The sequence below is a fragment of the Methylocystis sp. JAN1 genome, from assembly GCF_052186135.1.
In the GTDB taxonomy this organism is placed as follows: Bacteria; Pseudomonadota; Alphaproteobacteria; order Rhizobiales; family Beijerinckiaceae; genus Methylocystis.
This window is the reverse complement of the sequence record NZ_CP181499.1, coordinates 3,310,268-3,332,723: the sequence shown is the minus strand read 5'-3', so window position 1 is coordinate 3,332,723 and position 22,456 is coordinate 3,310,268. Positions and strand designations below refer to the sequence as shown.

Genomic DNA, 22,456 nt, shown 5'->3' with positions numbered 1-22,456 from the left:
CGCGACGCTCATCTGACGACTCCCGAAAATGCGACGGAACTTTAGATCACGCTGCGATTGGGCGGAATCGCCTAATCGCGGAAAACGTGACCGATTCCAAAGGTTAGAGCGCGCGTCTCGCGAAAAACCGGTTCGCGCTTTTCGCCGCGCGCTCTAACCCTTTGGCGGATCGCCGGGGCGATATTCCAATATATCGCCCGGCTGACAGTCGAGGATTTCGCAGATTTTTTCGAGCGTATCAAAACGCACGCCTTTAACCTTTCCGGATTTCAGCAGGCTGACATTCTGCTCGGCGATGCCGATCTGCTGGGCGAGGTCGCGCGAGCGCATCTTGCGCTTCGCGAGCATGACGTCGAGATTGACGATGATCGGCATTACACGATCTGGGCGTTGTCGTCGGCGATCTCGGCCGCGGTTTTCTGGATATGGGCGAGGGCGAGCAGCATGAGGGCCAGGATGATGTGCACGAAGTCCTCGGTTCTGATGAACATGTGTCTGGCGTTCGCCGATTCCGGCAGATGCGCGGCGAGCGTATAGACGACGGCGGAGCGTTCGACGAAATCGGCGACGATCGCCACAAGGCCTGCAATGCCCGTCCGGCGCAGCCACAGGGCGGCTTCCGGCGAGAACACGGCGCCCGTAAGGTAAGTCGAAAAAAGCCGCCAGACGCAGAAAGCGAGCGCGGCGACGAACAGCCACAAGGCGAGGCTCATCGCCAGCACCGCATTCCATTGGGCCTCCGAAGCGCCTGAAACGTCGAGCCCGAACAAGCGCATCGTCGCGAGCTCATAGGGCGAGCGCGTCGCCCATGAGTGGTAGAAGCCCCACAGCGTGAGCGTGGCGTAGCCGATCGCGAGCAGCCGGATCGCCTGGCAAAGCCAGCCGATTTTCGCGCGCAAGGCGGCGAGGCGGGGGCTCCCCGCTAAGGGAAATGCGGCGGAATGGGTCATTGCGCGTCTCCAAGATGATCTGGCCGGCTTCGTCATGCCGACGAGCGAACGCACTAATATTGACGCATAAAAATTTTAATGCAATACATTAAAAAAATATCGCATAGGATGAATCAAATCATGCGCCAGATCATGTTGATTTCCGGTCTCTTTTCGGCTGTCGCTCTCGCGGGCTGCAACGGCGCGTCCTTCTCCACGCAATGGAAGTTGCGCGGCTTCGATCTCGGGACAGCGGATGTCGCGCAAATCCGGGTCGCGGTGCGGGCGCCGGATTGGGCGACGTTGACGCCCGAAAAGACGATTTTGCTGGCGAAATACGCGTTCGAGGATGGCGGCGCGGGACGAACGCTCGACATCCATCTGCAACGCGCCGAGCGCGAGCAGGATCGGGACGCGCTGGCGCGTCTCGCGGCGCCGTCATCGGCGCTTGTCGTCTATGAGGTCGCCCCGCGCGATCTCGCGGCGGTTCGCGCCTTTCAGGCTGAAACGCAAAGCGCCAAGGCCGCCGGCCGTCACGGCAGGGGCGGGGTCGAGATCGGCGGCGAGCTCGCGTGCCGCAAGGATGAGATTCCCGAGGGGCCGGTCGTCCTCGACGCCTATCTCCATGCGTCGGACGAGATCGGCTGGCTGCCTCTCCTGGAGGGATTCGACGTCAAGCCGCAGTTGACGCAAACGAAAAGCTGGGAGGAAATCGCGCGGAGCGTTCCCCGTTGCGAGAAACATGCGAAGCGCGCCTGAAGGCGGCGCCGCTTGTTGGCAAACCTCCGAGGCGGCCTCGTCCTTCGAGACGCGCGCTGCGCGCGCTCCTCAGGATGAGGCCTAAGTGGCTGGTACAAAAGAAGAGGCCCCTCATGAGGGGCGTCAACCGGCTTTGTCAGCAAACTGAGCGCGCCTGAAGGCGCGCGGTTCGATTTTTACGCCGCCTTCGCCTTTTCCATCATCTCCACGAAGCGGCGGAACAGATAATGGCTGTCCTGCGGGCCGGGCGAGGCCTCGGGGTGGTGCTGCACTGAGAAGGCCGGGCGGTCGGTGAGCGCGATGCCGCAATTGGAGCTGTCGAAGAGCGAGCGGTGCGTCTCGACGGCGTTCGCCGGCAGGCTGTCGCGGTCGACCGCAAAGCCGTGATTCATCGAAACGATCTCGACCTTGCCAGTGGTGAAGTCCTTTACCGGATGATTCGCGCCGTGATGGCCCTGCGGCATTTTCTTCGTCTTCGCGCCGACGGCGAGCGCCATCATCTGATGGCCAAGGCAAATGCCGAAGGTCGGGATTTTCTTCGCGAGAAGGTCGCGGATGACGGGCGCGGCGTATCGGCCCGTCTCGGCCGGATCGCCGGGGCCGTTGGAAAGAAAGACGCCGTCGGGCTTGAGCGCCAAAATCTCCGCGCTCGTCGCAGTGGCCGGGGCGACGATCACCTCGCAGCCCTGATCGGCCAGAAGGCGCAGAATGTTGCGTTTCACGCCGTAATCGATGGCGACGACGCGGAATTTCGCTTCGCCGTCGCGCGCGCCGAAGCCGGCGCCGAGTCTCCAGGGCGTCTCTTTCCAGTCATAGCGCTCCTTGGCGCCGACGCTCGGCACGAGGTCCATGCCGTCGATCCCCGGCCAGCCCGCCGCCCTGGCCTTGAGGGCGGGAATGTCGAACTCGCCCTCGGGCGAATGGGCGATGACGGCGTTCGGCATGCCGCGTTCGCGGATGAGCGCCGTGAGCGCGCGCGTGTCGATCCCGTAAAGGGCGACCACGCCGCGTTTGGCGAGCCAGTCGGTGAGCGTCGTCTCGGCGCGGAAATTGGAGGGCTCGGTCACCTTCTGGCCGAAGATCGCGCCCACGGCGCCGGCGCTCTTCGCGAGGTCGACCGTCTCGACGTCTTCCTCGTTCACGCCGACATTGCCGATATGCGGGAAGGTGAAGGTGACGATCTGCGCCGCATAGGAAGGGTCCGTCAGGATTTCCTGATAGCCGGTCATGGCGGTGTTGAAGCAGACCTCGCCCACGGCCTCGCCGACGGCGCCGAGGCCGTAGCCCTCGATCACATCGCCGCTCGCGAGCACCAGCACGCCGGTGTGAATGGGTTTGGTCCAGCCATTGTCTTGATCGAGGGTCATGTCCGTTCTATGCCCGTTGCATCGGCCGCCGCCATCGGCGAGGCGCGCCCACCTCCCCCTCGAGGGGGGAGGTCGATCGCCGAAGGCGATCGGGAGGGGGTGACGCCATCGCGCCAAGAGGCTTCACCCACCGCGAACCGCTGGCGCGGTTCGACCCTCCCCCTCAAGGGGAGGGTGAGGGAAAGCCTCGTCGATTGATGACGGTCTCCATGCTTTAGACCATTCCGCCGCAAAAAGGGAACCCCATGCGCGAGAAGATCAACCAGGACCTCAAAGACGCCATGAAGGCCCGCGACAGCGCGAGGGTCGACGCCCTGCGCATGATCAATGCGGCCCTCAAGGACAAAGACATCGAGGCGCGCGGCGCGGGCAAGACCTTAACCGAGGACGACATACTGGCGCTGCTTCAGAAGATGATCAAAAGCCGGCAGGAATCGCTGGACATCTACGAGAAGGCCGGCCGCACCGACCTCGCGGACAAGGAGAGGGGCGAGATCGCGGTCATTTCCGCCTATCTGCCGCAGCAGCTCTCGGAGGCCGAGGTCGCCGACGCCGTGAAGGCCGCGATCGCCGAAACGGGCGCGGCCTCGATCAAGGACATGGGCAAGGTCGTCGCGGCGCTGAAGGCGAAATATACCGGCCGCATGGACTTCGCGAAGGCCAGCGCGGCGGTGAAGGCGGCGTTGAACGGATAAGCGTCAGTGCGAGGAGCGCGAGCGACGAAGCGATCCAGAGCCGCCATGCCGCTCTGGATCGCTTCGTTTCGCGCGCAATGACGGTCTTTACCCCTTCAGCCAGTCCCCAAAAGCGAGCCACCACGGCGTCGTCGAAACGACGATCCGCATCGGCTGCATCGCCAGAATGAAAATCCCGCCGACGAGATAGGCCGGATGGATGCGCCGGCGCGAGAAAAAGTCATAGCCAATGCAGGCAATGACGAAGAGGTCCTGAAGCCCGAAGGCGGCGAGGGGGCCTCCCGTGACGAAGACGCTGGGAATGCGCGCGATGGGCGCGTCGAGCATGGCGATGCTGGCGAGGAGCATCAGGCGCTTATGGGTCTCCGGGCGCTTGCGCATTAGAAAGGCCGCGCCCGAAAGGATCGCGAAGACCCCGATGCCGAAGAAGGGCAGCACGAGGAAGGAGCGGGGGTCGAGGCCCGGCGGCGTGTGGTTGGTGCGGATGGCGTGGGTCGCCGCCAGCACGCCGAGGACCACCATGACGACGACGAGGCCCATGCCCGCATAGCCGAGCTTGCGATGCATGTCGGGTCGCCCGTTCGAGATCAGCGTCGCCTGCGTGAGGAAGAGCGCATACCAGGCCGCGAAGGCCGCGCCGTGGAGATGCAGCAGCGGCGGCAGCGGCGGTGACTCGGAGAAAAGCTTGAAGAAGAAGGTCGGGCCAAAGCCGATGAAGACCGTCACGGCCATCGCGACGGCCATGGAGGAGTAGAAAATCCTGTCCTTGTTGCCGCTGGAAAGCCCGAGCGTCGGCGTCGCAAAGGTCATTCGCGCCCCCCAATCTTAATCGTAACTGTACGTAAAATATTACGAACTTCATCACCGGCCTCAAAGCGTGGCCGCGGACTTATCGCCAGAGCGCGTAAAAATGATGCGGCGGGCCGCGCCCCTCGCCCATGTCGAGCGCCTCGGCGGCTTCGAGCGCGCCCTCGAGCCACGTCTTGGCGGCGGCGATGGCGTCGATGAGCGATTCGCCCTTGGCGAGGCCGGCGGCGATAGCGGAAGAGAGCGCGCAGCCGGTGCCATGGGTGTGGCGTGTGGCGATCCGGCGGCCATGAAAGATCCGCGTTTCGCCGTCGGCGACGAGGACGTCGACAGGGTCCCCCGAAAGATCGCCGCCCTTGACCAGAACCGCCTCGGCGCCGGCCTCCACGAGGAGCAGCCCCTGCGCTGCGAGCGCTTCCACGGATTTTGCCTGCGACGTCTCGGTCAAGGCTGCCGCTTCGAAGACATTGGGCGTGACGAGGCGGGCGAGGGGCAGGAGCGTCGCGATCAGCGCCCTCTCCAGACCTGCGGTCGCAAGGCTCGCGCCTTGCGTGGGCGCAAGCACCGGATCGAGCACGACGGCGCCTGGCGTGCGGCCCAGCGCGGCGGCGACGGCGGCGGCGATCTCGGGCGTCGCGACCATGCCGATCTTGATGGCGTCGGGCGGAATGTCCGAGACGACCGCTTCGATCTGCGCCGCGACGATGTCGGGCGCGAGCGGGTAGGCGGCGGTCACGCCCCGCGTGTTTTGCGCCGTGAGCGCGGTGATCGCCGCCATGCCATAGCAGCCGAAGGCGGAAAAGGTTTTCAGATCCGCCTGCGCCCCGGCCCCGCCCGAAGGGTCGGAGCCCGCTATGGAGAGGAGCCTGGGGATTTTCCTCGCGATCTCGCCGCTCCTCTTGTCCACGCGCGCATCTTGCGAAAAACCGGCTCCCGCCATTCGCCGGCATGTGCCGGGGTCAGCTATGCAGCTCGCGCCCGCCGGGCCAGGCCGGCTCCTTCTTTTCGTCGTAGTCGCTATAGGCCTTTTTCAGGCCGTTCAACACTTCGGCGGAAGTCTCGAACATGGCCTTGAGCTGCGGCTCGTCGACCTGCTCGATATCCTCGCGCAGGCGGTTGATCGTCTCCTGAAGATAGGCCGCCATTTTCTGGATATGCTGGTGGGGATCGCTTTCGGCTTTGCTGGTCATGGTCGGGGCTCGCGCCTGTCCGGGTTGAAGGGATAAGCTTCAAACGTCAGCCGCTTGCCGCCGTTCCAACGGCGCAGGCGTTTTCGCCCCGCCACTTCGCCGTCGTCGCCGGGCTTGTCCCGCCCATCTCCACGCCGAGGAGTGCGATCAGCGTAAACCGATACGTCATGAGCCAAGCCCCGCGCACCGCCCGCTCCTTCGAGACGATCGACCGCGCCGACCTGCATCGGCTCGCCGAATTGGCCCTCGCGCGCATCGACGCCGCCTTCGACAAGCATCCGCAGAAGCGCGCGCTCTACGAGGGCCGTCTTCTGGGCTTATGCCTCTGCCAGGGCGCGGCGGATCACTATCTTGACCCCGCCGCGAGCGACGGCGTGCACGATTTCGACATCTGGGCGTTCTTCGCGCGCCGCCCCGACGCGCGGCTGTGGAACCGCAAGCCTTTCACGTCGGATTTCGGGCCTTCGAAATTCGGAAAGAGTCCGCTCGATCCGCCGCGATATGACGGGCGGCGGGTCGACGTGCTGTGGCGGTGCATACCTTCGGAGGGCGCCGATGCAGGCGAGGCGATCCGCCGCTATCTCGCCGAAGGGCGGACGGCGAGCGCCCGGGCGCTGCGGCTGAAGGCGGCGGTGATGACTTGGCCGCCGGAGCGGGCCGGGGAGGTCGTCTGGCTTCTGACGCCATCGTCTGCAGAGGGTAATGGTGGGCGTTTTCTTAAGCCTCGTTCGCCAGATTGCCGAAGGAGGATTTGGTGAATGACGTTAGTCTCGCTAACGCTGCCGGAAAGGCGCCTGCTTGCTGAGATCGCGGTGGGGATCGCCCGCTTGTTGCGGGACATCCTTCCGCAAGCAGAGGGGATGGAGTCTGGCTATGTCCGTCATTACTACGAGAGCGCATTTGAAAATAGCTGCGACGTTCTCTGGAAACTCGGAGTAGCTTGCGCGGCCTACGGGCCGGCCTGCAAAGGGTTGAGTGTTGATGACGAGGCGCTGGCGCAACAAAAGGGCTGGCCTCCATTTTTCTGCTTCCCACCTGCTGAAGAAATCAGGTCGACGCTCGGCGATCCGTCATATGAGACTGTTGTCGAACTTGAAGAAATATTGGTGACCTATCTTGTTCTTGCGGGGAGTTATGGCGCGCCGGGCCCGCAACTGCCGACGATCAGGGAAGTATTTTATCCCCATCAGAGCTTTCTCCGCGAAATCGACGCGCTGGCTGCTGCGGGTTATGCCCGCTCTGACAGCGGCGGCTTCCTGTGGACAGAAAAGATCGTTCCAGCGATGCGGCGGGCTTGCGATTCAGGCTGGAACGATGACGAGGAGGCGGCCGACCAGACGTTGAAGCAGGAATGCGAAACGCAGTTGGCGCTCGTTCCCGAACTTACGAAAGCACGATTGGCAAAGGCTGCGAAGGGAACGTCCTTTATCAATTTCTCAATTCTATTGCGCGACGAGTTCGACGGCCTGTTTCTGACCAAATTTCCAGACGAGTCGGGTCAGGAGCGAAAAGAGCGCCTCGGCGATATGTTCGACGTTATATTGCTGTCCACAATATACGAGCATTTGAGATCGGGTTGACTCCTTAAACGGATATCGCTTACCCCTTCGGCAGCGTCAGCAGCCCCGCGTCGCCGTTCTCCGCGCCGAAGAGCAGCCGCGCGCCCTTGGCGTCCCACGCCAGCGCGCTGATGCGGGCGTTCTTCGGATCTTCCGCCGGGCGGCGCACCAATATTTCCGAGCCGTCGGTGACGCGCGCGAGCATCACCAAGCCGTCGTCGAAGCCCATGGCGACGACCATCGCGCCGGGATGGAAGGCGACGCGGGTGACGGGCACGTTCACCCGCACGCCGCATTCGCGGGGCTGCTGGCCCATCGGCCCGTCCTTGCCGGAAAAGGGCCAGATGATGCAGGCGTCGGCGCCGGAGGTCGCGAGCCATTTGCCGTCGAAGGACCAGGAGAAGCTGCGCGTCTTGCCGGGGTAGCCCGCCATGCGCATGTGCTTGCCGTCGGCGATGCGCCAGCCGTGCAGCGTGTTCTCCTGCATGGAGGTGATCAGGAAGCGGCCGTCCGGCGAGATTGTCGCGTCGAGATGCGAGCCGCTCCAGCTCAGCAGCTCCGGCTTGCCGGCGTTGGGGAACCACAAAGTGGCGCCATTGTAATGCGTGGCGGCGAGGCGGTAGCCCTTCGGGAAGAAAGCGAGGCCGCGGCAGGTCGAGGGCAGGTCGAGCGATTTCACTTCGCCCTTCGCCGAGCGGGCGCGAGCGTTGCGGCCCGCAGACCAGGCGACGGCGCCCTCATGCAGCGCGACGGCGTCGATCCACTTGCCTTTTTCGTCGGCGACGGTTCCCGTCCCGCCGCCTGCGTCCGTCGCGACGACGCGGCCGTCGTCGCCGCCGGTGACGAGGCGCTTGCCGTCGCCCGCGGCGACGAGAATCGCGGCGTCGGGATGCGCGGCGATCCGGCGGCTCTCATTGCTGTCGCCGAGGGTGACCGAGCCGTCCGCGAGGGCGAAGGCGGGCGTGTCGCCGAGCCAGCCGCCGGCGACGACGGCGTCGCCGAGGGAGAGCGGCTCGACCGCATTGGTGAGCGTCGGATATTCGGCCAAAGCAGTCTCTCTGTCAGGCGGCGTCGTCCGCAGGGGCCACGCCGAAGCCGATCGGCAGGACCGGGCGGCGTTTGCGGAACTGACCGCGCATTACCAGAGCGAAGGCGATGGCGTCGAGCCCCGCCAGCGTCAGCCACCAAAGCTGCTCGGCGGCGGGACCGAGCAGGCAGATGACGAAGCCGGCCGCGACGCCGCCAAGGAGAAAGGGCGCGAGGGCCGGGCGCGACTGGCCGACCTCGAGACTCGCGCGGGCAAGGACCAGCGCGAGCGCCGCCGCGCCCAGCGCCCCGAGATCGAACCAGATCTGGAAGATGAGGCTGCGCGGCGTCGCGGGCGGGAGATAGCCCTGCAGCACGCTCCATGTGGCGGAGCCAAAGCCATGGCCGAGCAGCGTCCGCGGCCCGTCGGCCGCGATCATATGTCCCCAGAAGGCGAGATGACGGAAAAAATCCGGGGCGCGCTCGGGCCAGATGAAATGCGCCGAAAGCGCCACGACGGGCGCGAGCAGCACGACCGCCGCCATGAAGCCGGCAAGCGCGGCCGACGCCCTATGTGCGCGGCCGAAGGAGACCGCGAAGACAAGGGCGCCGCCGAGCAGCGCGGGCAGCGCGTTGGGCGCGTTGGCGAGGATGCAGGCGAAATAGGTGGCGAGCCCCAAGGCGCCCGCCATGATCCAGCGGCCGCGCACGGCGAGCGCGCCCATCGCCGGCCAGACCAGAAGCGCGAGACCGAGGCCGGCGCGGCCGAGCGGGCCGACGTCGAGAATGTCCTCCACCGTATATTTCGGCGCCGCCAGCAGGGTGATCGCCGCGAGCGCGACCGCAGCGACGCCCACTCCGATCGGCAGCAAATTGAGATTCGAGGTCTTGGTCCGCAGCGGCATGACTCCCGCCGCCGCGGCCACGAGCGCCATGGTCGCGGCCGCCTTGGCGAAGCGCTCGGCCGGCCCTTCGAAGGGCGTCCAGATCAGCGAAACGCCGGCCCAGAGCCCGAGCAATAGCGCGGCCCAGACCGGCGGGGACGCAACGAGCGCGCGCAGGGAGCCGCTCGGTCGTCCGTTATTGGAAAGGCCGGCCGAGGCGAGAAGCAGCGCCGCGCCGACGGGCAGCAGGATATAGACGGTCTGCCGCGCAAGGATCGGGGCCAGCAGGGAGATCACGAACAGCATGAATACGCCGAGCCGCAGCAGGAGGCGCGCCGCCTCTTCGGCCGGGTCGTCGGCAGGTCGTCTCGATAGGTTGATCATTCCGGTGGCGGTCGGCGGCGGGGCTGAATCGGGGTCTCGCTTGTCAGATTAGTTCGAAACGGCGAACGACAAGCGTGCTGCGGCGCATGAAAGGCGGCGAGCCGCTAAATTTTCCCTTGGTGTGTCTCTTTTGCCCACTCCCCCCGTATGGTTTCATCGGGCTCGGAAGCGAAAAGCGACTGCAATGCAACGAGCCGTTGTGGCGCGAGCCTGGCCAGGGCCCAGACGGCGGCGCCGCGCACCAGCGGCTCATCGTCACGCAGCAACCGTTCCGCCTCGGCCGCGAGCGCCGCGTCGCCGCTATTGCCGATGGCGACAAGGACATTGCGCAGAAAGCGCGCGCGGCCGATGCGCTTGATCGGCGAGCCTGAGAAGAGCGCGCGGAAGCCGGCGTCGTCGAGCCGCGCAAGTTCCGCGAGCGGCGGGCTTTCGAGGTCTGGCCGGGCGGCGAGCCTCGCCTCGCGGCCGGCCTGCGCGAATTTATTCCAGGGACAGACGGCGAGGCAGTCGTCGCAGCCATAGACGCGGTTGCCGATGGCGGCGCGGAATTCGCGGGGGATCTGGCCCTTATTCTCGATGGTGAGGTAGGAAATGCAGCGGCGCGCATCGAGCTGGTAAGGCCCCATGAAAGCTTCGGTCGGGCAGGCGTCAAGGCAGTTGCGGCAGGAGCCGCAATGGTCCCGCTCCGGCGGGTCGGGGTGGAGCGCGATATCGCTGAAGATCGCGCCGAGGAGCAGCCAGGAGCCGAAGCCGCGCGAGACGAGGTTTGTGTGCTTGCCCTGCCAGCCGAGCCCCGCCGACTGGGCGAGCGGCTTCTCCATGACGGGGGCGGTGTCGACGAAGACCTTGACCTCGCCGCCGCCCGCTCGCTTGATCATGAAGGCGGCGAGTTGCTTGAGCCGGCCCTTGACGACGTCGTGATAGTCGCGATGGCGAGCGTAGACAGAAATTGCGCCGCAATCGCGCCTTTCCAGAGCGGCGAGCGGGTCTGACGCGGGGCCGTAATTGAGGCCGAGCATCACGACGCTCCGCGCCTTCGGCCAGAGGGACGTGGGGGAGGCGCGGCGTTCGGCCGTCTCCGCCATCCAGGCCATATCGCCATGGGCGCCCATGGCCAGCCATTCCCGCAGCCGGTCGGCCAGCGCGGGATTCGTCTCGGCGGAAGCAAAGCGGCAGGCGTCGAAGCCGAGAGAGAGGGCGTGGGCGCGGATCGCGCTTGGAAGGTCCATTCGTCGCGAATATAAGGCGCCGCGCGGAGACGCGCCCTTTTTCGCGGTTACTCTGCGGGGTCCAGCGCAAGTTTTTCGGTTCGCGCCGCGGTTTCCGTCGTTTCGCCGCCGGCGTCCGCTTCGACTGCACCGCCCCTCCGCGCGAGGCTCTGCGCCGCAAACCAGGCGACGGGCGTCAGGAAGGCCAAGACGGAGAGCGCGTAGCCGCCAAAGGCGAGGGTCTGCAGCACGGCGTAATCGGCGACGCCGACATAGGCGCCGTTTTTCGTCCATCCGACGCGCAGGTCGCGGGCGTGCCAATGGCGCGTGCTGCTTTCTGCGAGACCGTAGCGCCCTTCCTTGACAATTGACTGCCGGTAGGAGGCGTCCATCTGGCGCATGCCGGCCGTGGCGATGATAAAGAAGCAAAGGGCGGTCAGCGCCGCGCGCCCTGAAAAACGCTTCGGCGCCGCGAGGGCGGAAGAATGTCGGAAAACCCGGCGCCCGGCGCCGGTCAGGAAATCAAGAAACCGTTTCATGCCGCCCCTCATGGAGCCAATGCTTTGTCTCCAGATTTATCGAATGAGGGTTAAAGCCCGGTAACGGAGAACGGGAGGCGCGCGGCGCCGCGAAGAATCAGAAATCCAGCTCCGCGTAATAAGGACCCGGCGCCATGCCGGGCGCGCGATCGGCGAGAAGCGGGCGGAAGGCCGGGCGCGACTTGATGCGCTGATACCAATGCTTCGCCGCCTCGTCCTCGTCCCACGGAACGTCGCCGAGATAATCGGCGCAGGAGAGATGCGCGGCCGCCGCGAAATCGGCATAGGTGAGCTTGTCGCCGGCGATCCAGTTCCGCGTGCTCGTGAGATAGCCGATATAACGCATGTGATGGCGGATGTTGGCGCGGCCGACGCGCACGAGGTCCATATCCGGCGCGCCGCCTTGCGGCGAAAAGCGTTTATAGACCTTCTCCGTCACGAGCCAGCTCGTGACTTCCTCGAAGAATTTCACATTGAACCAGTCGACGAGACGGCGCGCCTCGACGCGGGCGTGTTTCTCCGTCGGCAGGAGGCGCTGAACGCTGCGGGTCGGCCCGTATGTTTCGTCGAGATATTCCGCGATGACCGCGCTCTGCACGATCGCGCCGTCGTCATCGATGAAGACGGGGGTGCGCCCCGCGGGATCGAGCGCCAGGAACTCAGGCCGGCGATCCGCCGCGCGTTCCTCAACCAGCTCGGCCGCAATGCCGTATTCGGAGAGGATCAGCCGAACGAAGCGGGAGTGGGGACAAAGCGGATAGTGGTAGAGAAGGGGCATGAGGCCTGTTCGCGGCGCGCGGGACGGCCGCGCTCGGTTCCTGTATGGTTGAACTCGGCTAAAGCCGCAAGCAGGCGCTTTTGCGGCTTGCGCCCACAGGTCCAAGGATATGCCATGATTCGTTTCATCCTCGCACTGTCTCTGCTGTTTTGCGGCGTCGCGCGCGCCGAGTCGCTGAAGGAGTCGGTTTCAAACGTCGTCGTGACCGGAGAAGCGGTCGAGGAGGTCGCCCCGGACCGGGCGATCCTGCGCTTTGGCGTGGTCACGGAGCGTCCCACGGCGGCGGCCGCTTCGGCTGACAACGCCCGGACGATCGAAGCCATCCTCGCCGAGCTGAAGGCGATGGGCGTGGCCGACGCCGACATGCAGACGCAGACCGTTTCGCTCGCGCCCGTGACGGCCGAGGAGCGGGACGCCAAGGGCAAGCCCAAGACCGTGCAAACCTACCGCGCGAGCAATAATCTGGCGGTCTATGTCAGTCCGCCGGAAAAGGCCGGGGACGTCATCGGCCGCGTCATCGACAAGGGCGCCAACAGCCTGGAAGGCGTCGATTACGACCATTCGGACCTGACGAAGAAGCGGGACGAACTGCGGGCCAAGGCGGTGAAGGACGCCGAGCGGCGGGCGCGCATCTATGCGGAGGCGGCGGGATTGCGCCTCGCGCGGGTTATCGAGATCCGGCCGGTGGAGGAGACGGCCCCCATGCCCATGATGGAGGCGCGGGCGGCCGCAGCGCCGGCCGCCGCCCCATTGCGGCCCGGGACGCAGCGGGTCGTGGAGCGCGTCTCGATCATCTGGGCGCTGTCTCGTTGACGCGAAGCTTTCGTTGCGGCGCGTTGACCCGTTTCGGGCAAAATGCGTGAATTTGCAGCGCGGCGCCTAGGGCCTTGCACGTCATTCGGGTGCCGCACCGCACAATTACGCTATAAAATGCGTCGGTCGATAGGCTCCCGCCATATCGTCTGTAACGAGGTGAGGCCGCCATGGCGAATGTCATCTTTTATGAAAAGCCCGGCTGCGCCAGCAATGCGAAACAGAAAGCCCTTCTCATCGCTTCCGGCCACCAGGTCGACGCGCGCGACCTTCTCAAGGAACCCTGGTCGGCCTCCAGCTTGCGTCCCTATTTCGGCGCCAAGCCCGTGCACGAATGGTTCAACGCCGCGTCGCCGCGCGTGAAGTCGGGCGAGGTGAAGCCCGGCGCGGTCAATCCCCAGGAAGCGATCATGATGATGATCCTCGATCCGGGCCTGATCCGCCGGCCATTGATGCGCATCGGCGATCACTGCGAGGCCGGTTTCGATCCGGCGTCGGTGAACCGCTGGATCGGCCTGAAATCCGAGGCCGAAGAGATTTCAGACCGCTGCGCCATGGACGCCGCCTGAAAGTTGAACGGAACAGAACGGCGTCTCGCGGATTTCTTCCCTTGAACAGGAGCAAGGCGCGAGGCGATGACTCTGGAGCGCATCGATTCGGAAGTCGTTCGGGAAATGAACGGCTTTTCTTTCTCTATGCGGGTGGCGGGCACGCAGCAGACGGTCCGCGTCTTTGTCGCGGACGACGCCCTCGAGGCCGACGACCTGGCCGAGGAAGAGGAGCTTCGCGCCCAGTTCGAGTCCGACCGTTCGGCGCTCGAGGCGTTGGCGAGCGAGAAATACAGCCTTGGCCGCGTCGCCGCTGACGGCGTCGTCGCGATCTCCTTGTCGGACGTCGTGAAATTCATCGAGTAGCCTGTGGACAACCCACAAAGGGCGACAGGCGCGGAAACAGGGCTTGTCAAATAGTCTATTCCAGCTATAGATTTTGTCAGTCTGATAGATGGAGTAGAGATAATGCATGAGGGCAGGGGGCGGTTCAGGGGGGTTATGCGTGCGCTCGTCATTTCGAGCGTCGCTTTTGGCGTTGTCGGGGAATCGGCGCTCGCGGCCGGGCTGCTCAATGTTTCCTACGACCCGACCCGCGAGCTGTATAAGCAGATCAATCCGGCTTTCATCGCCGACTGGAAGGCGAAGACCGGCGAAAGCGTCGAGGTTCAGGCCTCCCATGGCGGCTCCGGCGCCCAGGCCCGCGCCGTCATCGACGGTCTCGCCGCAGACGTCGTGACCCTGGCGCTCGCCGCCGACATCGACGCTATTGCGAACAAGACGGGCAAGGTCCCGGCCGACTGGCAAAAGCGCCTGCCGAACAACTCGTCGCCCTATACGTCGACGATCGTGTTCCTCGTCCGCAAGGGCAATCCCAAGGGAATTAAAGACTGGGACGACCTCGCCAAGCCCGGCGTCGCCGTGATCACCCCCAACCCGAAGACGTCCGGCGGCGCGCGCTGGAACTTCCTCGGCGCCTGGGCGTACGGCCTGAAGAAATTCGGCGGCGACGAAGCGAAGACGAAGGATTTCGTCAAGGCGATCTATAAAAACGCCCCCGTTCTCGACACGGGCGCGCGGGGCTCCACCATCACCTTCGCGCAACGCGGCCTCGGCGACGTGCTGATCGCCTGGGAGAACGAGGCCTTCCTGGCGCTCAAGGAGTTCGGCGCCGACAAATTCGAGATCGTCGCGCCGAAGCTGTCGATCCTCGCCGAACCGCCCGTCTCGATCGTGGACGGCAACGTCGATGCGAAAGGCGACAGGAAGCTCGCCGAGGCCTATCTCAACTTCCTTTATTCGCCCGAGGCGCAGGCCATCATCGCCAGGAATTTCTATCGACCGGCGCATCCCGAACATGCGGCGAAGGAAGATCTGAAAAAGTTTCCGAAGATCGAGTTCGTCACCGTGGACAAGACCTTCGGGGGATGGGCCGCGGCGCAGAAGAAATTCTTCGCGGATAGCGGCGTCTTCGACGAGATCCAGAAACAAGAGCCCGCGAAGTGACCTCCCCGACACAAGCGAGCCGTAACGCTCGGCGCTTTCGGGCGCCGAGCGTTATCCCCGGATTCGGACTGACGTTCGGCTACACGCTGCTTTATCTCGGGCTCGTGGTTCTCTTTCCCCTGGCGACCCTGGTTTGGCGTTCGTCGGGGCTCGGCTTTTCGGGGCTGTACGACATTGCGACCGAGCCGCGCGTCGCCGCCGCTTTGCGCACGACCTTCCTGCTTTCTTTCGCCGCCGCGGTCGTCGATCTTGTCTTCGGACTCGCGGTCGCCTGGACGCTGACGCGGTACGATTTTCCCGGGCGCCGGCTGCTGGACGCCTTCGTCGATCTGCCTTTCGCGCTTCCGACCGCGGTCGCCGGCATCTCGCTCGCCGCGCTTTATGCGCCCAATGGCTGGTTCGGCGAGCCGCTGGCCGACATAAACGTCAAGATCGCCTTCACGCGCTGGGGCATTCTCGTGGCGCTCGTTTTCATCGGCCTGCCATTTGTCGTGCGCACGGCGCAGCCGATCATCTCGGAGCTTGAAATCGAGCTGGAGGAAGCCTCCGCGACGCTCGGCGCCGCGCGTCTGCAAACCGTCGCACGCGTGCTTTTGCCGCCCCTCGCGCCTGCGCTGCTCACGGGCTTCGCGCTCGCCTATGCGCGCGCCATCGGCGAATACGGCTCCGTGATCTTCATCTCCGGCAATATCGCCTATGTGTCGGAGATCGCGCCGCTGCTCATCATCGTGAAGCTGGAGCAGTACGACTATGCGGGCGCGACCGGCATCGCGACGATCATGCTCGGGATCTCCTTCGTCGCGCTGCTCGTCATCAATCTCATTCAGGCCTGGAGCCGAAAGAGGTTCGGTCATGTCTGAGGCTGCTATCGGAACGCCGCGCGTCCCCGCGCGCAAAAAGGTTCGCCCGGCGACGCAGGACGCGCCGCTTGCGCGGCGCGCGCTCATCGCCGTCTCGGTGATCTTTCTGCTGCTCTTCCTCTTCGCGCCGCTCGCGGTGGTCTTCACCGAGGCGATCAGCAAGGGCTGGGGCCCATTTATCGAAGTCTTCGTCGAACCTGACGCGATCGCAGCGATAAAACTGACTCTGTGCGTCGCCGCCATTGTCGTGCCGGCCAATCTCGTCTTCGGGCTTGCGGCGGCCTGGTCGATCGCGAAATTCTCTTTCCCCGGGAAGAGCATTCTGGTCACGCTGATCGATCTTCCCTTCTCCGTGTCGCCTGTGGTCTCGGGCCTGGTCTATGTGCTCGTCTTCGGCGCGCAGGGCCTCTTCGGCAAATGGCTCGCCGCCCATGGCGTCCAGATCGTTTTCGCCGTGCCGGGCATTGTGCTCGCGACGATCTTCGTCACTTTCCCGTTCGTCGCGCGCGAGCTGATCCCGCTGATGCAGGAGCAAGGGACCGTGGAAGAGGAAGCCGCGCTCACACTGGGCGCCTCGGGCTTTCGGACCTTCATCACGGTCACGCTGCCCAACATCAAATGGGGTCTGCTCTACGGCGTTCTTCTCTGCAATGCGCGCGCGATGGGCGAATTCGGCGCCGTTTCCGTCGTCTCCGGCCATATTCGCGGCCTCACCAATACGATCCCACTCCAGGTGGAGATTCTCTACAATGAGTACAACAACGTCGCCGCTTTCACTCTCTCGGTTCTTCTGGCGGGGCTCGCGCTCGTCACCCTCGGAATCAAGACCTTCCTCGAATGGCGCCACGCCGACGCGCTCGCCGCGCGCGGTCGGAGACACTGACATGCACGGTCCCGCGACGAAGCGTGGTTTTGCGATTCGCGTCGAAAATGTCGCGCAGGATTTCGGCGCCTTCGCCGCGCTGTGCGACGTATCGCTCGACATCCAACCCGGCGAGCTCGTCGCGCTGCTCGGGCCGTCGGGCTCTGGCAAGACGACGCTGCTGCGCGTGATCGCGGGTCTGAACAACCCCGATCGCGGCCATGTTTATTTCGACGGCCAGGATGCGACCGATCTGCCGGTGCAGGATCGTCGCGTCGGCTTCGTGTTCCAGAACTATGCGCTCTTCAAGCATATGACGGTCGCGGGCAACATTGCTTACGGCCTCAATGTGCGCCCGCGCCGCTCGCGGCCGTCACGCAGCGACATCGCGGCGCGGGTAGAGGAGCTTTTGCGCTTCGTGCAACTTGACGGCCTCGGCGGGCGTTATCCGGCGCAACTCTCCGGCGGCCAGCGACAGCGCGTCGCGCTCGCTCGCGCGCTTGCGATCGAGCCGCGCGTGCTTCTTCTCGACGAGCCTTTCGGCGCGCTGGACGCCCGCGTGCGCAAGGACCTGCGCCGCTGGCTGCGAGAGGTGCACAAGGAGACGGGGCTTACGACCGTGTTCGTCACGCACGATCAGGACGAGGCGATGGAGCTGGCGGATCGCGTCGTCGTTCTCAACGAGGGTCGCATCGAGCAGATTGGCACGCCGGCGCAGCTCTACGATCAGCCGGCCTCGCCCTTCGTGATCTCCTTTGTCGGCGAGGCGGTCGCGCTGCCTGTCACGATCGGCGAAGGCCATGTGAGGTTCGGCGAGCGGGAGCTTCATATCGACACGCATGGGCTGCGCAACGGCCCCGCCAAAGTGTTCTTCCGCCCGGCGGACATCGCCGTGGCGTCGGAGGGCGCGGGCGAGCTTGAGGGGCGCGTCGAGAGCCTGCGCCGCACCCCCGCCGGCGTGCGCGCGACCATCGCCATTGACGGCTACGACCAGACGCTCGAAATCGATTCCCCGCTCGACCGCGCCGCGGCGCTCGGCGACCGCGTGCCGCTGTCGCTCGCCAAGGCGCGCATCTTTCCGACGGATGAGAAAGAGCGCGGCTATGTCGACGCGGGGGAGGGTATTTGACCGCGGGCGCCGATCTCGCTTCCCGCGCCGCGCGCGACTGGAACTCGGATCTTTATCTCAAGTTCGAGGAAGAGCGAACCCGCGCCGCGCGCGACCTGCTCGCGCGCATCCCCTATTGCGAAACAAGGCGCGTCTACGATCTCGGCTGCGGGCCCGGCAACAGCACCGAACTTCTGACCCGCAGCTTTCCAGGCGCCGCGGTCGTCGGGATCGACAGATCGGACAATATGCTTGCCGTGGCCCGCGCCCGCGTGCCGGCGGCCGAGTTCGTCAAGGCGGACGTCGCGCATTGGGAGGCGCCGGCCGCGGCGGACGTCATCTTCGCTAACGCCACGCTGCACTTCCTTCCCGATCATCGCAACCTGATCCAGCGCTTCGTCGCGTGGTTGCGGCCGGGCGGCAGGCTGGCCGTGCAGATGCCGGATAACACCTATGAGCCGTCGCACGCCGCCATGCGCATGGTGGCGGCCGACGGTCCCTGGGCGAACCGGCTGGTTCCCGTCGCAAAATCGCTCACGGTCATCGGCCAGCCAGAAGAATATTACGATCTCTTCGCGCCGCTCTGCCGCACGATCGACATTTGGAAAACGGTCTATATTCACCCGCTCCACGGACCCGAAGACGTCGTCGAATGGTTCGAGGGTTCGGGCTTGAGACCGTTTCTTGATTTGCTGAGTCCGGAGGAAACGGGCGACTTCCTGTCGCGCTATCGCGAGCGACTCGCGCAGGCCTATCCGCGGCAGCCCGACGGCAAGGTCCTGCTGCGTTATCCGCGCCTGTTTTTCGTTCTCCAGAAATAGGCCTGCGCCAGAGCTTCGCGCCGCGCGAATATGTGACATGGCTGCAACGCCGCGGGAATAAACATAACTTAGTCTATTAAATCTCTAGACACAAAGACGGCGTTGCGGTTGATTTGTTTCAGATCAAATCGAACTTCCGGTTGGATTTGAACGCCATCCGCGGCGCAGCAACGTCGCGGGATCGCGGCATGACGCCGGGGACCGAACGCCACAGGAAGACGGACGCGCTGAAAAAGACATCATGTGCTTTTTCTGCAACAAGCTGAGCAGAATCAAGAACTGCTTATAAATTCGTCTTGAGCGGCGGCGCCGACGTCCTTTAGCGTGATGTAATGAGTTTACACATCGACTGGGATTGAGGACTGGGGATGAATTCTCGAAAGAACACACGCTGGATGAGTTCCGTAGCGCTCGGGGCGGTTTTCGTCGCCTCCGCCGCGGCGCCCGCCATTGCTCGGACCGCCGAAAAGACCGCCCCGTCCGTGGCTTCGAAACCTGACGCGTCGAAAGCCGGAAAGGACGCAAAGAGCTTTGCGGCCGCCAAGACGGCGGATGGAAAGTCGGCCGGCGGCAAGGCGGCCGACGCGAAGCCGGAGGAGAAAAAGAGCTATTACGTGCCCACGCGCGGCTATCGCCTCGAGCCGCAGCCCGACATTCCGCCTTACGTTCGCAACCTCGGCAAGACCTACAAGGAATTCGAGGGAATTGACTGGCTCAATGTCGGCCTCGATTCGCGCGTCCGCTTCGAATATCGCAACAACGACCTGCGTCCCTGGACCGACACGGCCTCCCAGCCGGGCTCCTCGCTCTCCCAGCGCAAATATTTCCCCAACTCGCTATGGCTGTCGCGCACGCGCGTCTATCTCGGCGTCCAGAATATTCTCGACCCGTTTCGCGCCGTGGTCGAATTTCAGGACTCCCGCGCTTTCAACAGCATCTATCAGTATCAGGGCCAGGAGATTAACGAGGCCGATCTGATCTCCGCTTATGGCGAGCTTTATTTCAAGGACGCATTCGGCCAGGATCCGCGCGGCAATGACCGTCCGCTGACTGCGCGCGCCGGCCGCTTCCACTTCGAATTACTGGATCGCCGCCTCATCGCGGAGAACGAGTTCCGCAACACGACGAACAATTTCGATGGCTTCCGCGTCAAGATCGGCAAGAAGGACAATGACTGGGACATCGACTCCTTCGTCATGCGCCCTGTCATCCGCTATCCCTATCAGTTCGACCGGCCCGACTGGCAGACATGGATCTACGGCAGCGTGCTGAGTGTCCGCCGCTGGTCTGAATATGCGACGATCCAGCCTTATTTCCTTGGGCGGCATCAATATGCCGATCCTCTCAACCCATCGAACTCGATGAAGGTGGGACGCGAAACCAACGCGCCGGGCTTGCGCATCTACGGCGTGCTGGGCAATTTCGACTACGACTTCGACATCAACAAACAGTTCGGTTACACCGGCGAATTCGCGACAATCGGCACGAACACCACGGCCGTGCAAAGGACGGTCGCGCTGGACGCCATCGCTTACGGCATCGAAGCGGGCTATACTTTCTCGGATCACCCGTGGAGGCCCCGCCTGAGCGCCGTTTACACATACGGCTCGGGCAACAAGAGCCCGTTCGACAGCGTCAGCCAGAACTTCGACATCTTCTACGGCTTCAATCAGCCCTTCTCGCGCAACGATTACATGGCGTGGAACAATATGAAGGCGCCGAAAGTGCGCCTTGAATTCACGCCGGCGAAGAATCTGCTGATCGACACGGCCTTCAGCGCCTACTGGCTGGCGAGCGCAGCGAATGCGTGGGACCGCGCCAATGTCGTCGCCCCGCTCGGCAACAGAGGCACGTTCATGGGTACGGAGTTCGACATCCGCGCCCGCTACAAGCTGTCGCAATTCATCAATCTGACGGCGAGCTACGCCCGTTTCTGGCCGGGCAGCTTCACGTCGAGCTTCGCGCCGCCGTCCGCCCTTCAGCCTTACTTCCCGCAAACCTTCCCGGGTCAGACGACGACGACGAACTGGCTGTCGTCGAAGCCGACGGACTTCTTCTATCTCGAAGTGACGGCGAACGCCTTCGGCGACGGACAGCCGATCACGAAGGATCCGGCGTCGGAGCTCTGGGCGGCCATCGGTCCGGCGGCGAAGGAGACAAAGGCGCCGAGCTGGCAGGACGTCTATGTCGGCTTGAATGCGGGCGGCTCCTGGTCTAGCCCGACGACGCAGGTTCCGGTCTATCCGATCGGAACGGCGGTGGCGAGCCTGCCGATCGCGCGGGGCGCGACGCCGCCGGGCGGCGTCGTCCATGCCGATCTCGCGGGTTTCATCGGCGGCCTGCAGGTCGGCACGAACTGGCGATTCTACAATAATTTCGTCGCGGGCCTGGAAGCCGATCTGCATGGCGTTTCCGGCAATACGGACGGCCATATCCTGGCCTCTTGGACGCCCGCGGGCGGGAACACCTACGTGACCTACGGCCAGACCAACACGACGCTGAATTATCTCGGCACGCTGCGCGGCCGTCTCGGCTATCTCGCGACGCCGAAACTGCAGGTCTACGGCACGGGCGGCATGGCCTATGGCGGCGTGACGACCAATACGGCCTATCTGACGCAGCGCGCCGCCAGCACGTCATTCACCAATCTGACGGCGACCTATGACGACTCGCTGCTCGGCTGGTCGGCGGGCGGAGGCCTGGAATGGGCGTTCATGCCGAACTGGTCGGTCAAGGCGGAATATCTGCACTACGACCTCGGCTCGGCCAACGCCAAGTCCTACATCTTCAACTCAAACGGCTTCTACGCTTACGGCGTCAGCACGAGAACCAGCTTCAGCGGCAATCTCGTGCAGGGCGGCATCAACCGGCACTTCGATATGCTTGCGTCAGATTAATTTCCCCTGTGACCCCAAGCGAGGCCGGGAGCGCAAGCTTCCGGCCTTTTTCTTTGCGGCCGTTACTCTCGCGCGCTCAACTTCGTTGCGAAATAGGCGATGGTCCGCGCATAGACCTGCGCCTTGTTCCATTCGAGGAACACCGCGAAATTGGTTTCGCCATCCGCCCAGCCGGCGCCCGTCCGCCAGCCATTGGCTCTCAGGAAATTCGCGGTCGAGGCCAAAGCGTCCGGCGTCGATCTGATGAGGTCGCGCCGGCCGTCGCCGTCGAAATCGACTGCGTATTTGAGATAGGAAGAGGGCATGAATTGCGTCTGCCCGATTTCGCCGGCCCAGTCGCCGCGCATTTGCGACGGCGCCATGTCGCCCCGCTGCACGATGCGGAGCGCCTCCTTGAGTTCGTCGGTAAATTGCGCCGAGCGGCGGCAATCATAGGCGAGCGTCGCCAGCGCCTGCATCGTTCGGAAATTGCCGTTGTCCGCGCCGTAGCCGGTCTCCAGGCCCCATATGGCGACGAGCACCGGGCCCGGCACGCCATAGCGCTCCTCGATTCGCTGCAGCAGCGCCGCATGATTCTGCAACAGGGCCCGCCCGCGGGCGAGGCGCGCCGGCGTGACAAGGCGCGCCGCGAACTTCTCGAAAGTCAGTTTGAAGACTCTCTGCCCTCTGTCGCGAGCGATGATCGCACGATCATAGACGACGCCCGAAAGCGACGAATCGAGCGTCCGCTGAGAAATCCCTTCGGCCGCAGCCTCGCCCCTGACGCCGTCGAGCCAGGCGCCGAAACCCTCGGCCGCATGGCCGCAAGCGGCGGCGCCCGCCGCGCTTGTGGAAGCCGCCAAGATAAGCGCGCCCAAAACCATTCTGCTTTTCATTGTAGTCCTCGCCTGCGTCGCCCGCCGCGCCAGGTTAGCGG

At 64.5% G+C, this 22,456-nt stretch carries 26 protein-coding genes; 13 read left to right on the top strand and 13 right to left on the bottom strand.

Annotated features, from left to right (window positions below):
• Positions 1 to 153: 153 nt before the first annotated feature.
• Both ACNHKD_RS15905 and ACNHKD_RS15900 read right to left on the bottom strand, forming a co-directional pair.
• Positions 154 to 375 carry a helix-turn-helix domain-containing protein gene (locus tag ACNHKD_RS15905; protein WP_442754457.1) on the bottom strand — a complete coding sequence of 74 codons (222 nt, stop codon included), beginning with the start codon at positions 373 to 375 and terminating at the stop codon, positions 154 to 156.
• Positions 375 to 950 (bottom strand): DUF2975 domain-containing protein, encoded by a 576-nt coding sequence (locus tag ACNHKD_RS15900; RefSeq protein WP_442754456.1) that lies wholly within the window; start codon positions 948 to 950, stop codon positions 375 to 377. Before ACNHKD_RS15900 ends, ACNHKD_RS15905 begins: the two co-directional genes overlap by 1 nt.
• A 120-nt stretch (positions 951 to 1,070) precedes the next feature.
• Between ACNHKD_RS15900 and ACNHKD_RS15895 the strand changes: the two genes are divergently transcribed.
• On the top strand, positions 1,071 to 1,688 hold the full coding sequence (locus ACNHKD_RS15895) for a hypothetical protein (protein ID WP_442754455.1): 618 nt from the start codon (positions 1,071 to 1,073) through the stop codon (positions 1,686 to 1,688).
• A gap of 176 nt (positions 1,689 to 1,864) precedes the next feature.
• On the opposite strand, the gene carA is transcribed toward ACNHKD_RS15895, so the two are convergent.
• Positions 1,865 to 3,055 carry a glutamine-hydrolyzing carbamoyl-phosphate synthase small subunit gene (gene carA / locus ACNHKD_RS15890; protein ID WP_442754454.1) on the bottom strand — a complete coding sequence of 397 codons (1,191 nt, stop codon included), beginning with the start codon at positions 3,053 to 3,055 and terminating at the stop codon, positions 1,865 to 1,867.
• A gap of 245 nt (positions 3,056 to 3,300) precedes the next feature.
• On the opposite strand from carA, the gene ACNHKD_RS15885 reads away from it, so the two are divergent.
• Positions 3,301 to 3,750 (top strand): GatB/YqeY domain-containing protein, encoded by a 450-nt coding sequence (locus tag ACNHKD_RS15885; protein WP_442754453.1) that lies wholly within the window; start codon positions 3,301 to 3,303, stop codon positions 3,748 to 3,750.
• Between the two features lie 87 nt (positions 3,751 to 3,837).
• Here ACNHKD_RS15885 and ACNHKD_RS15880 read toward each other — a convergent pair whose 3' ends face one another.
• From ACNHKD_RS15880 to ACNHKD_RS15865, 4 genes are all read right to left on the bottom strand, one after another.
• On the bottom strand, positions 3,838 to 4,560 hold the full coding sequence (locus tag ACNHKD_RS15880) for a hypothetical protein (RefSeq protein ID WP_442754452.1): 723 nt from the start codon (positions 4,558 to 4,560) through the stop codon (positions 3,838 to 3,840).
• A gap of 79 nt (positions 4,561 to 4,639) precedes the next feature.
• A complete protein-coding gene (gene thiD / locus ACNHKD_RS15875; protein WP_442754451.1) occupies positions 4,640 to 5,464 on the bottom strand; it encodes a bifunctional hydroxymethylpyrimidine kinase/phosphomethylpyrimidine kinase in 825 nt (274 codons plus the stop codon).
• A gap of 52 nt (positions 5,465 to 5,516) precedes the next feature.
• Positions 5,517 to 5,747 carry a hypothetical protein gene (locus tag ACNHKD_RS15870; protein ID WP_442754450.1) on the bottom strand — a complete coding sequence of 77 codons (231 nt, stop codon included), beginning with the start codon at positions 5,745 to 5,747 and terminating at the stop codon, positions 5,517 to 5,519.
• 46 nt (positions 5,748 to 5,793) lie between these two features.
• On the bottom strand, positions 5,794 to 5,916 hold the full coding sequence (locus ACNHKD_RS15865) for a hypothetical protein (protein ID WP_442754449.1): 123 nt from the start codon (positions 5,914 to 5,916) through the stop codon (positions 5,794 to 5,796).
• On the opposite strand from ACNHKD_RS15865, the gene ACNHKD_RS15860 reads away from it, so the two are divergent.
• Both ACNHKD_RS15860 and ACNHKD_RS15855 read left to right on the top strand, forming a co-directional pair.
• Positions 5,915 to 6,505 (top strand): hypothetical protein, encoded by a 591-nt coding sequence (locus tag ACNHKD_RS15860; RefSeq protein ID WP_442754448.1) that lies wholly within the window; start codon positions 5,915 to 5,917, stop codon positions 6,503 to 6,505. The two genes, ACNHKD_RS15865 and ACNHKD_RS15860, sit on opposite strands and share 2 nt — an antisense overlap.
• On the top strand, positions 6,506 to 7,327 hold the full coding sequence (locus tag ACNHKD_RS15855; protein ID WP_442754447.1) for a hypothetical protein: 822 nt from the start codon (positions 6,506 to 6,508) through the stop codon (positions 7,325 to 7,327).
• Positions 7,328 to 7,346: 19 nt separating this feature from the next.
• Here ACNHKD_RS15855 and ACNHKD_RS15850 read toward each other — a convergent pair whose 3' ends face one another.
• The 5 genes from ACNHKD_RS15850 to ACNHKD_RS15830 form a co-directional block, all read right to left on the bottom strand.
• Entirely contained in the window at positions 7,347 to 8,354 is a 1,008-nt protein-coding gene (locus ACNHKD_RS15850; protein WP_442754446.1) for a WD40 repeat domain-containing protein, read from the bottom strand.
• 13 nt (positions 8,355 to 8,367) lie between these two features.
• Entirely contained in the window at positions 8,368 to 9,600 is a 1,233-nt protein-coding gene (locus tag ACNHKD_RS15845; RefSeq protein WP_442754445.1) for a hypothetical protein, read from the bottom strand.
• Between the two features lie 104 nt (positions 9,601 to 9,704).
• Positions 9,705 to 10,829: a tRNA epoxyqueuosine(34) reductase QueG gene (gene queG / locus ACNHKD_RS15840; protein ID WP_442754444.1), complete on the bottom strand. Its 1,125-nt coding sequence runs from the start codon at positions 10,827 to 10,829 to the stop codon at positions 9,705 to 9,707.
• A 47-nt stretch (positions 10,830 to 10,876) separates the two neighbouring features.
• Positions 10,877 to 11,347: a hypothetical protein gene (locus ACNHKD_RS15835; protein WP_442754443.1), complete on the bottom strand. Its 471-nt coding sequence runs from the start codon at positions 11,345 to 11,347 to the stop codon at positions 10,877 to 10,879.
• Between the two features lie 97 nt (positions 11,348 to 11,444).
• The gene (locus tag ACNHKD_RS15830) at positions 11,445 to 12,125 is read right to left on the bottom strand and encodes a glutathione S-transferase family protein (RefSeq protein ID WP_442754442.1); all 681 of its coding nucleotides are present in this window, start codon (positions 12,123 to 12,125) and stop codon (positions 11,445 to 11,447) included.
• Positions 12,126 to 12,239: 114 nt separating this feature from the next.
• On the opposite strand from ACNHKD_RS15830, the gene ACNHKD_RS15825 reads away from it, so the two are divergent.
• From ACNHKD_RS15825 to ACNHKD_RS15785, 9 genes are all read left to right on the top strand, one after another.
• Positions 12,240 to 12,938 (top strand): SIMPL domain-containing protein, encoded by a 699-nt coding sequence (locus tag ACNHKD_RS15825; protein ID WP_442754441.1) that lies wholly within the window; start codon positions 12,240 to 12,242, stop codon positions 12,936 to 12,938.
• 170 nt (positions 12,939 to 13,108) lie between these two features.
• Positions 13,109 to 13,507, top strand: a complete 399-nt coding sequence (locus ACNHKD_RS15820) for an ArsC/Spx/MgsR family protein (RefSeq protein WP_442754440.1) — start codon at positions 13,109 to 13,111, stop codon at positions 13,505 to 13,507.
• 66 nt (positions 13,508 to 13,573) lie between these two features.
• Complete coding sequence (locus ACNHKD_RS15815; protein WP_442754439.1) at positions 13,574 to 13,852, top strand: hypothetical protein; 279 nt, start codon at positions 13,574 to 13,576, stop codon at positions 13,850 to 13,852.
• 135 nt (positions 13,853 to 13,987) lie between these two features.
• Positions 13,988 to 14,992: a sulfate ABC transporter substrate-binding protein gene (locus ACNHKD_RS15810; protein ID WP_442754438.1), complete on the top strand. Its 1,005-nt coding sequence runs from the start codon at positions 13,988 to 13,990 to the stop codon at positions 14,990 to 14,992.
• Positions 14,989 to 15,852: a sulfate ABC transporter permease subunit CysT gene (cysT, locus tag ACNHKD_RS15805; RefSeq protein ID WP_442754437.1), complete on the top strand. Its 864-nt coding sequence runs from the start codon at positions 14,989 to 14,991 to the stop codon at positions 15,850 to 15,852. Before ACNHKD_RS15810 ends, cysT begins: the two co-directional genes overlap by 4 nt.
• Entirely contained in the window at positions 15,845 to 16,735 is an 891-nt protein-coding gene (gene cysW, locus ACNHKD_RS15800) for a sulfate ABC transporter permease subunit CysW (protein ID WP_442754436.1), read from the top strand. The genes cysT and cysW overlap by 8 nt, the downstream gene beginning before the upstream one ends.
• Position 16,736: 1 nt before the next feature.
• A complete protein-coding gene (locus tag ACNHKD_RS15795) occupies positions 16,737 to 17,843 on the top strand; it encodes a sulfate/molybdate ABC transporter ATP-binding protein (RefSeq protein WP_442754435.1) in 1,107 nt (368 codons plus the stop codon).
• On the top strand, positions 17,840 to 18,643 hold the full coding sequence (gene tam, locus ACNHKD_RS15790; protein ID WP_442754434.1) for a trans-aconitate 2-methyltransferase: 804 nt from the start codon (positions 17,840 to 17,842) through the stop codon (positions 18,641 to 18,643). The genes ACNHKD_RS15795 and tam overlap by 4 nt, the downstream gene beginning before the upstream one ends.
• Before the next feature lie 395 nt (positions 18,644 to 19,038).
• The gene (locus tag ACNHKD_RS15785) at positions 19,039 to 21,540 is read left to right on the top strand and encodes an alginate export family protein (RefSeq protein ID WP_442754433.1); all 2,502 of its coding nucleotides are present in this window, start codon (positions 19,039 to 19,041) and stop codon (positions 21,538 to 21,540) included.
• A 62-nt stretch (positions 21,541 to 21,602) separates the two neighbouring features.
• On the opposite strand, the gene ACNHKD_RS15780 is transcribed toward ACNHKD_RS15785, so the two are convergent.
• Positions 21,603 to 22,415 (bottom strand): lytic murein transglycosylase, encoded by an 813-nt coding sequence (locus ACNHKD_RS15780; protein WP_442754431.1) that lies wholly within the window; start codon positions 22,413 to 22,415, stop codon positions 21,603 to 21,605.
• Positions 22,416 to 22,456: the final 41 nt, after the last annotated feature.

Coding starts and splice junctions, on each gene's coding strand:
- ACNHKD_RS15855 (WP_442754447.1), top strand. CDS start 6,506: ATGACGTTAGTCTCGCTAACGCTGCCGGAAAGGCGCCTGCTTGCTGAG.
- ACNHKD_RS15845 (WP_442754445.1), bottom strand. CDS start 9,600: ATGATCAACCTATCGAGACGACCTGCCGACGACCCGGCCGAAGAGGCG.
- cysW (WP_442754436.1), top strand. CDS start 15,845: ATGTCTGAGGCTGCTATCGGAACGCCGCGCGTCCCCGCGCGCAAAAAG.
- queG (WP_442754444.1), bottom strand. CDS start 10,829: ATGGACCTTCCAAGCGCGATCCGCGCCCACGCCCTCTCTCTCGGCTTC.
- ACNHKD_RS15785 (WP_442754433.1), top strand. CDS start 19,039: ATGAGTTCCGTAGCGCTCGGGGCGGTTTTCGTCGCCTCCGCCGCGGCG.
- carA (WP_442754454.1), bottom strand. CDS start 3,055: ATGACCCTCGATCAAGACAATGGCTGGACCAAACCCATTCACACCGGC.
- ACNHKD_RS15860 (WP_442754448.1), top strand. CDS start 5,915: ATGAGCCAAGCCCCGCGCACCGCCCGCTCCTTCGAGACGATCGACCGC.
- ACNHKD_RS15895 (WP_442754455.1), top strand. CDS start 1,071: ATGCGCCAGATCATGTTGATTTCCGGTCTCTTTTCGGCTGTCGCTCTC.
- ACNHKD_RS15820 (WP_442754440.1), top strand. CDS start 13,109: ATGGCGAATGTCATCTTTTATGAAAAGCCCGGCTGCGCCAGCAATGCG.
- ACNHKD_RS15880 (WP_442754452.1), bottom strand. CDS start 4,560: ATGACCTTTGCGACGCCGACGCTCGGGCTTTCCAGCGGCAACAAGGAC.
- ACNHKD_RS15830 (WP_442754442.1), bottom strand. CDS start 12,125: ATGCCCCTTCTCTACCACTATCCGCTTTGTCCCCACTCCCGCTTCGTT.
- ACNHKD_RS15835 (WP_442754443.1), bottom strand. CDS start 11,347: ATGAAACGGTTTCTTGATTTCCTGACCGGCGCCGGGCGCCGGGTTTTC.
- ACNHKD_RS15900 (WP_442754456.1), bottom strand. CDS start 950: ATGACCCATTCCGCCGCATTTCCCTTAGCGGGGAGCCCCCGCCTCGCC.
- ACNHKD_RS15825 (WP_442754441.1), top strand. CDS start 12,240: ATGATTCGTTTCATCCTCGCACTGTCTCTGCTGTTTTGCGGCGTCGCG.
- ACNHKD_RS15815 (WP_442754439.1), top strand. CDS start 13,574: ATGACTCTGGAGCGCATCGATTCGGAAGTCGTTCGGGAAATGAACGGC.
- ACNHKD_RS15865 (WP_442754449.1), bottom strand. CDS start 5,916: ATGACGTATCGGTTTACGCTGATCGCACTCCTCGGCGTGGAGATGGGC.
- ACNHKD_RS15795 (WP_442754435.1), top strand. CDS start 16,737: ATGCACGGTCCCGCGACGAAGCGTGGTTTTGCGATTCGCGTCGAAAAT.
- ACNHKD_RS15780 (WP_442754431.1), bottom strand. CDS start 22,415: ATGAAAAGCAGAATGGTTTTGGGCGCGCTTATCTTGGCGGCTTCCACA.
- ACNHKD_RS15905 (WP_442754457.1), bottom strand. CDS start 375: ATGCCGATCATCGTCAATCTCGACGTCATGCTCGCGAAGCGCAAGATG.
- ACNHKD_RS15870 (WP_442754450.1), bottom strand. CDS start 5,747: ATGACCAGCAAAGCCGAAAGCGATCCCCACCAGCATATCCAGAAAATG.
- ACNHKD_RS15810 (WP_442754438.1), top strand. CDS start 13,988: ATGCGTGCGCTCGTCATTTCGAGCGTCGCTTTTGGCGTTGTCGGGGAA.
- ACNHKD_RS15885 (WP_442754453.1), top strand. CDS start 3,301: ATGCGCGAGAAGATCAACCAGGACCTCAAAGACGCCATGAAGGCCCGC.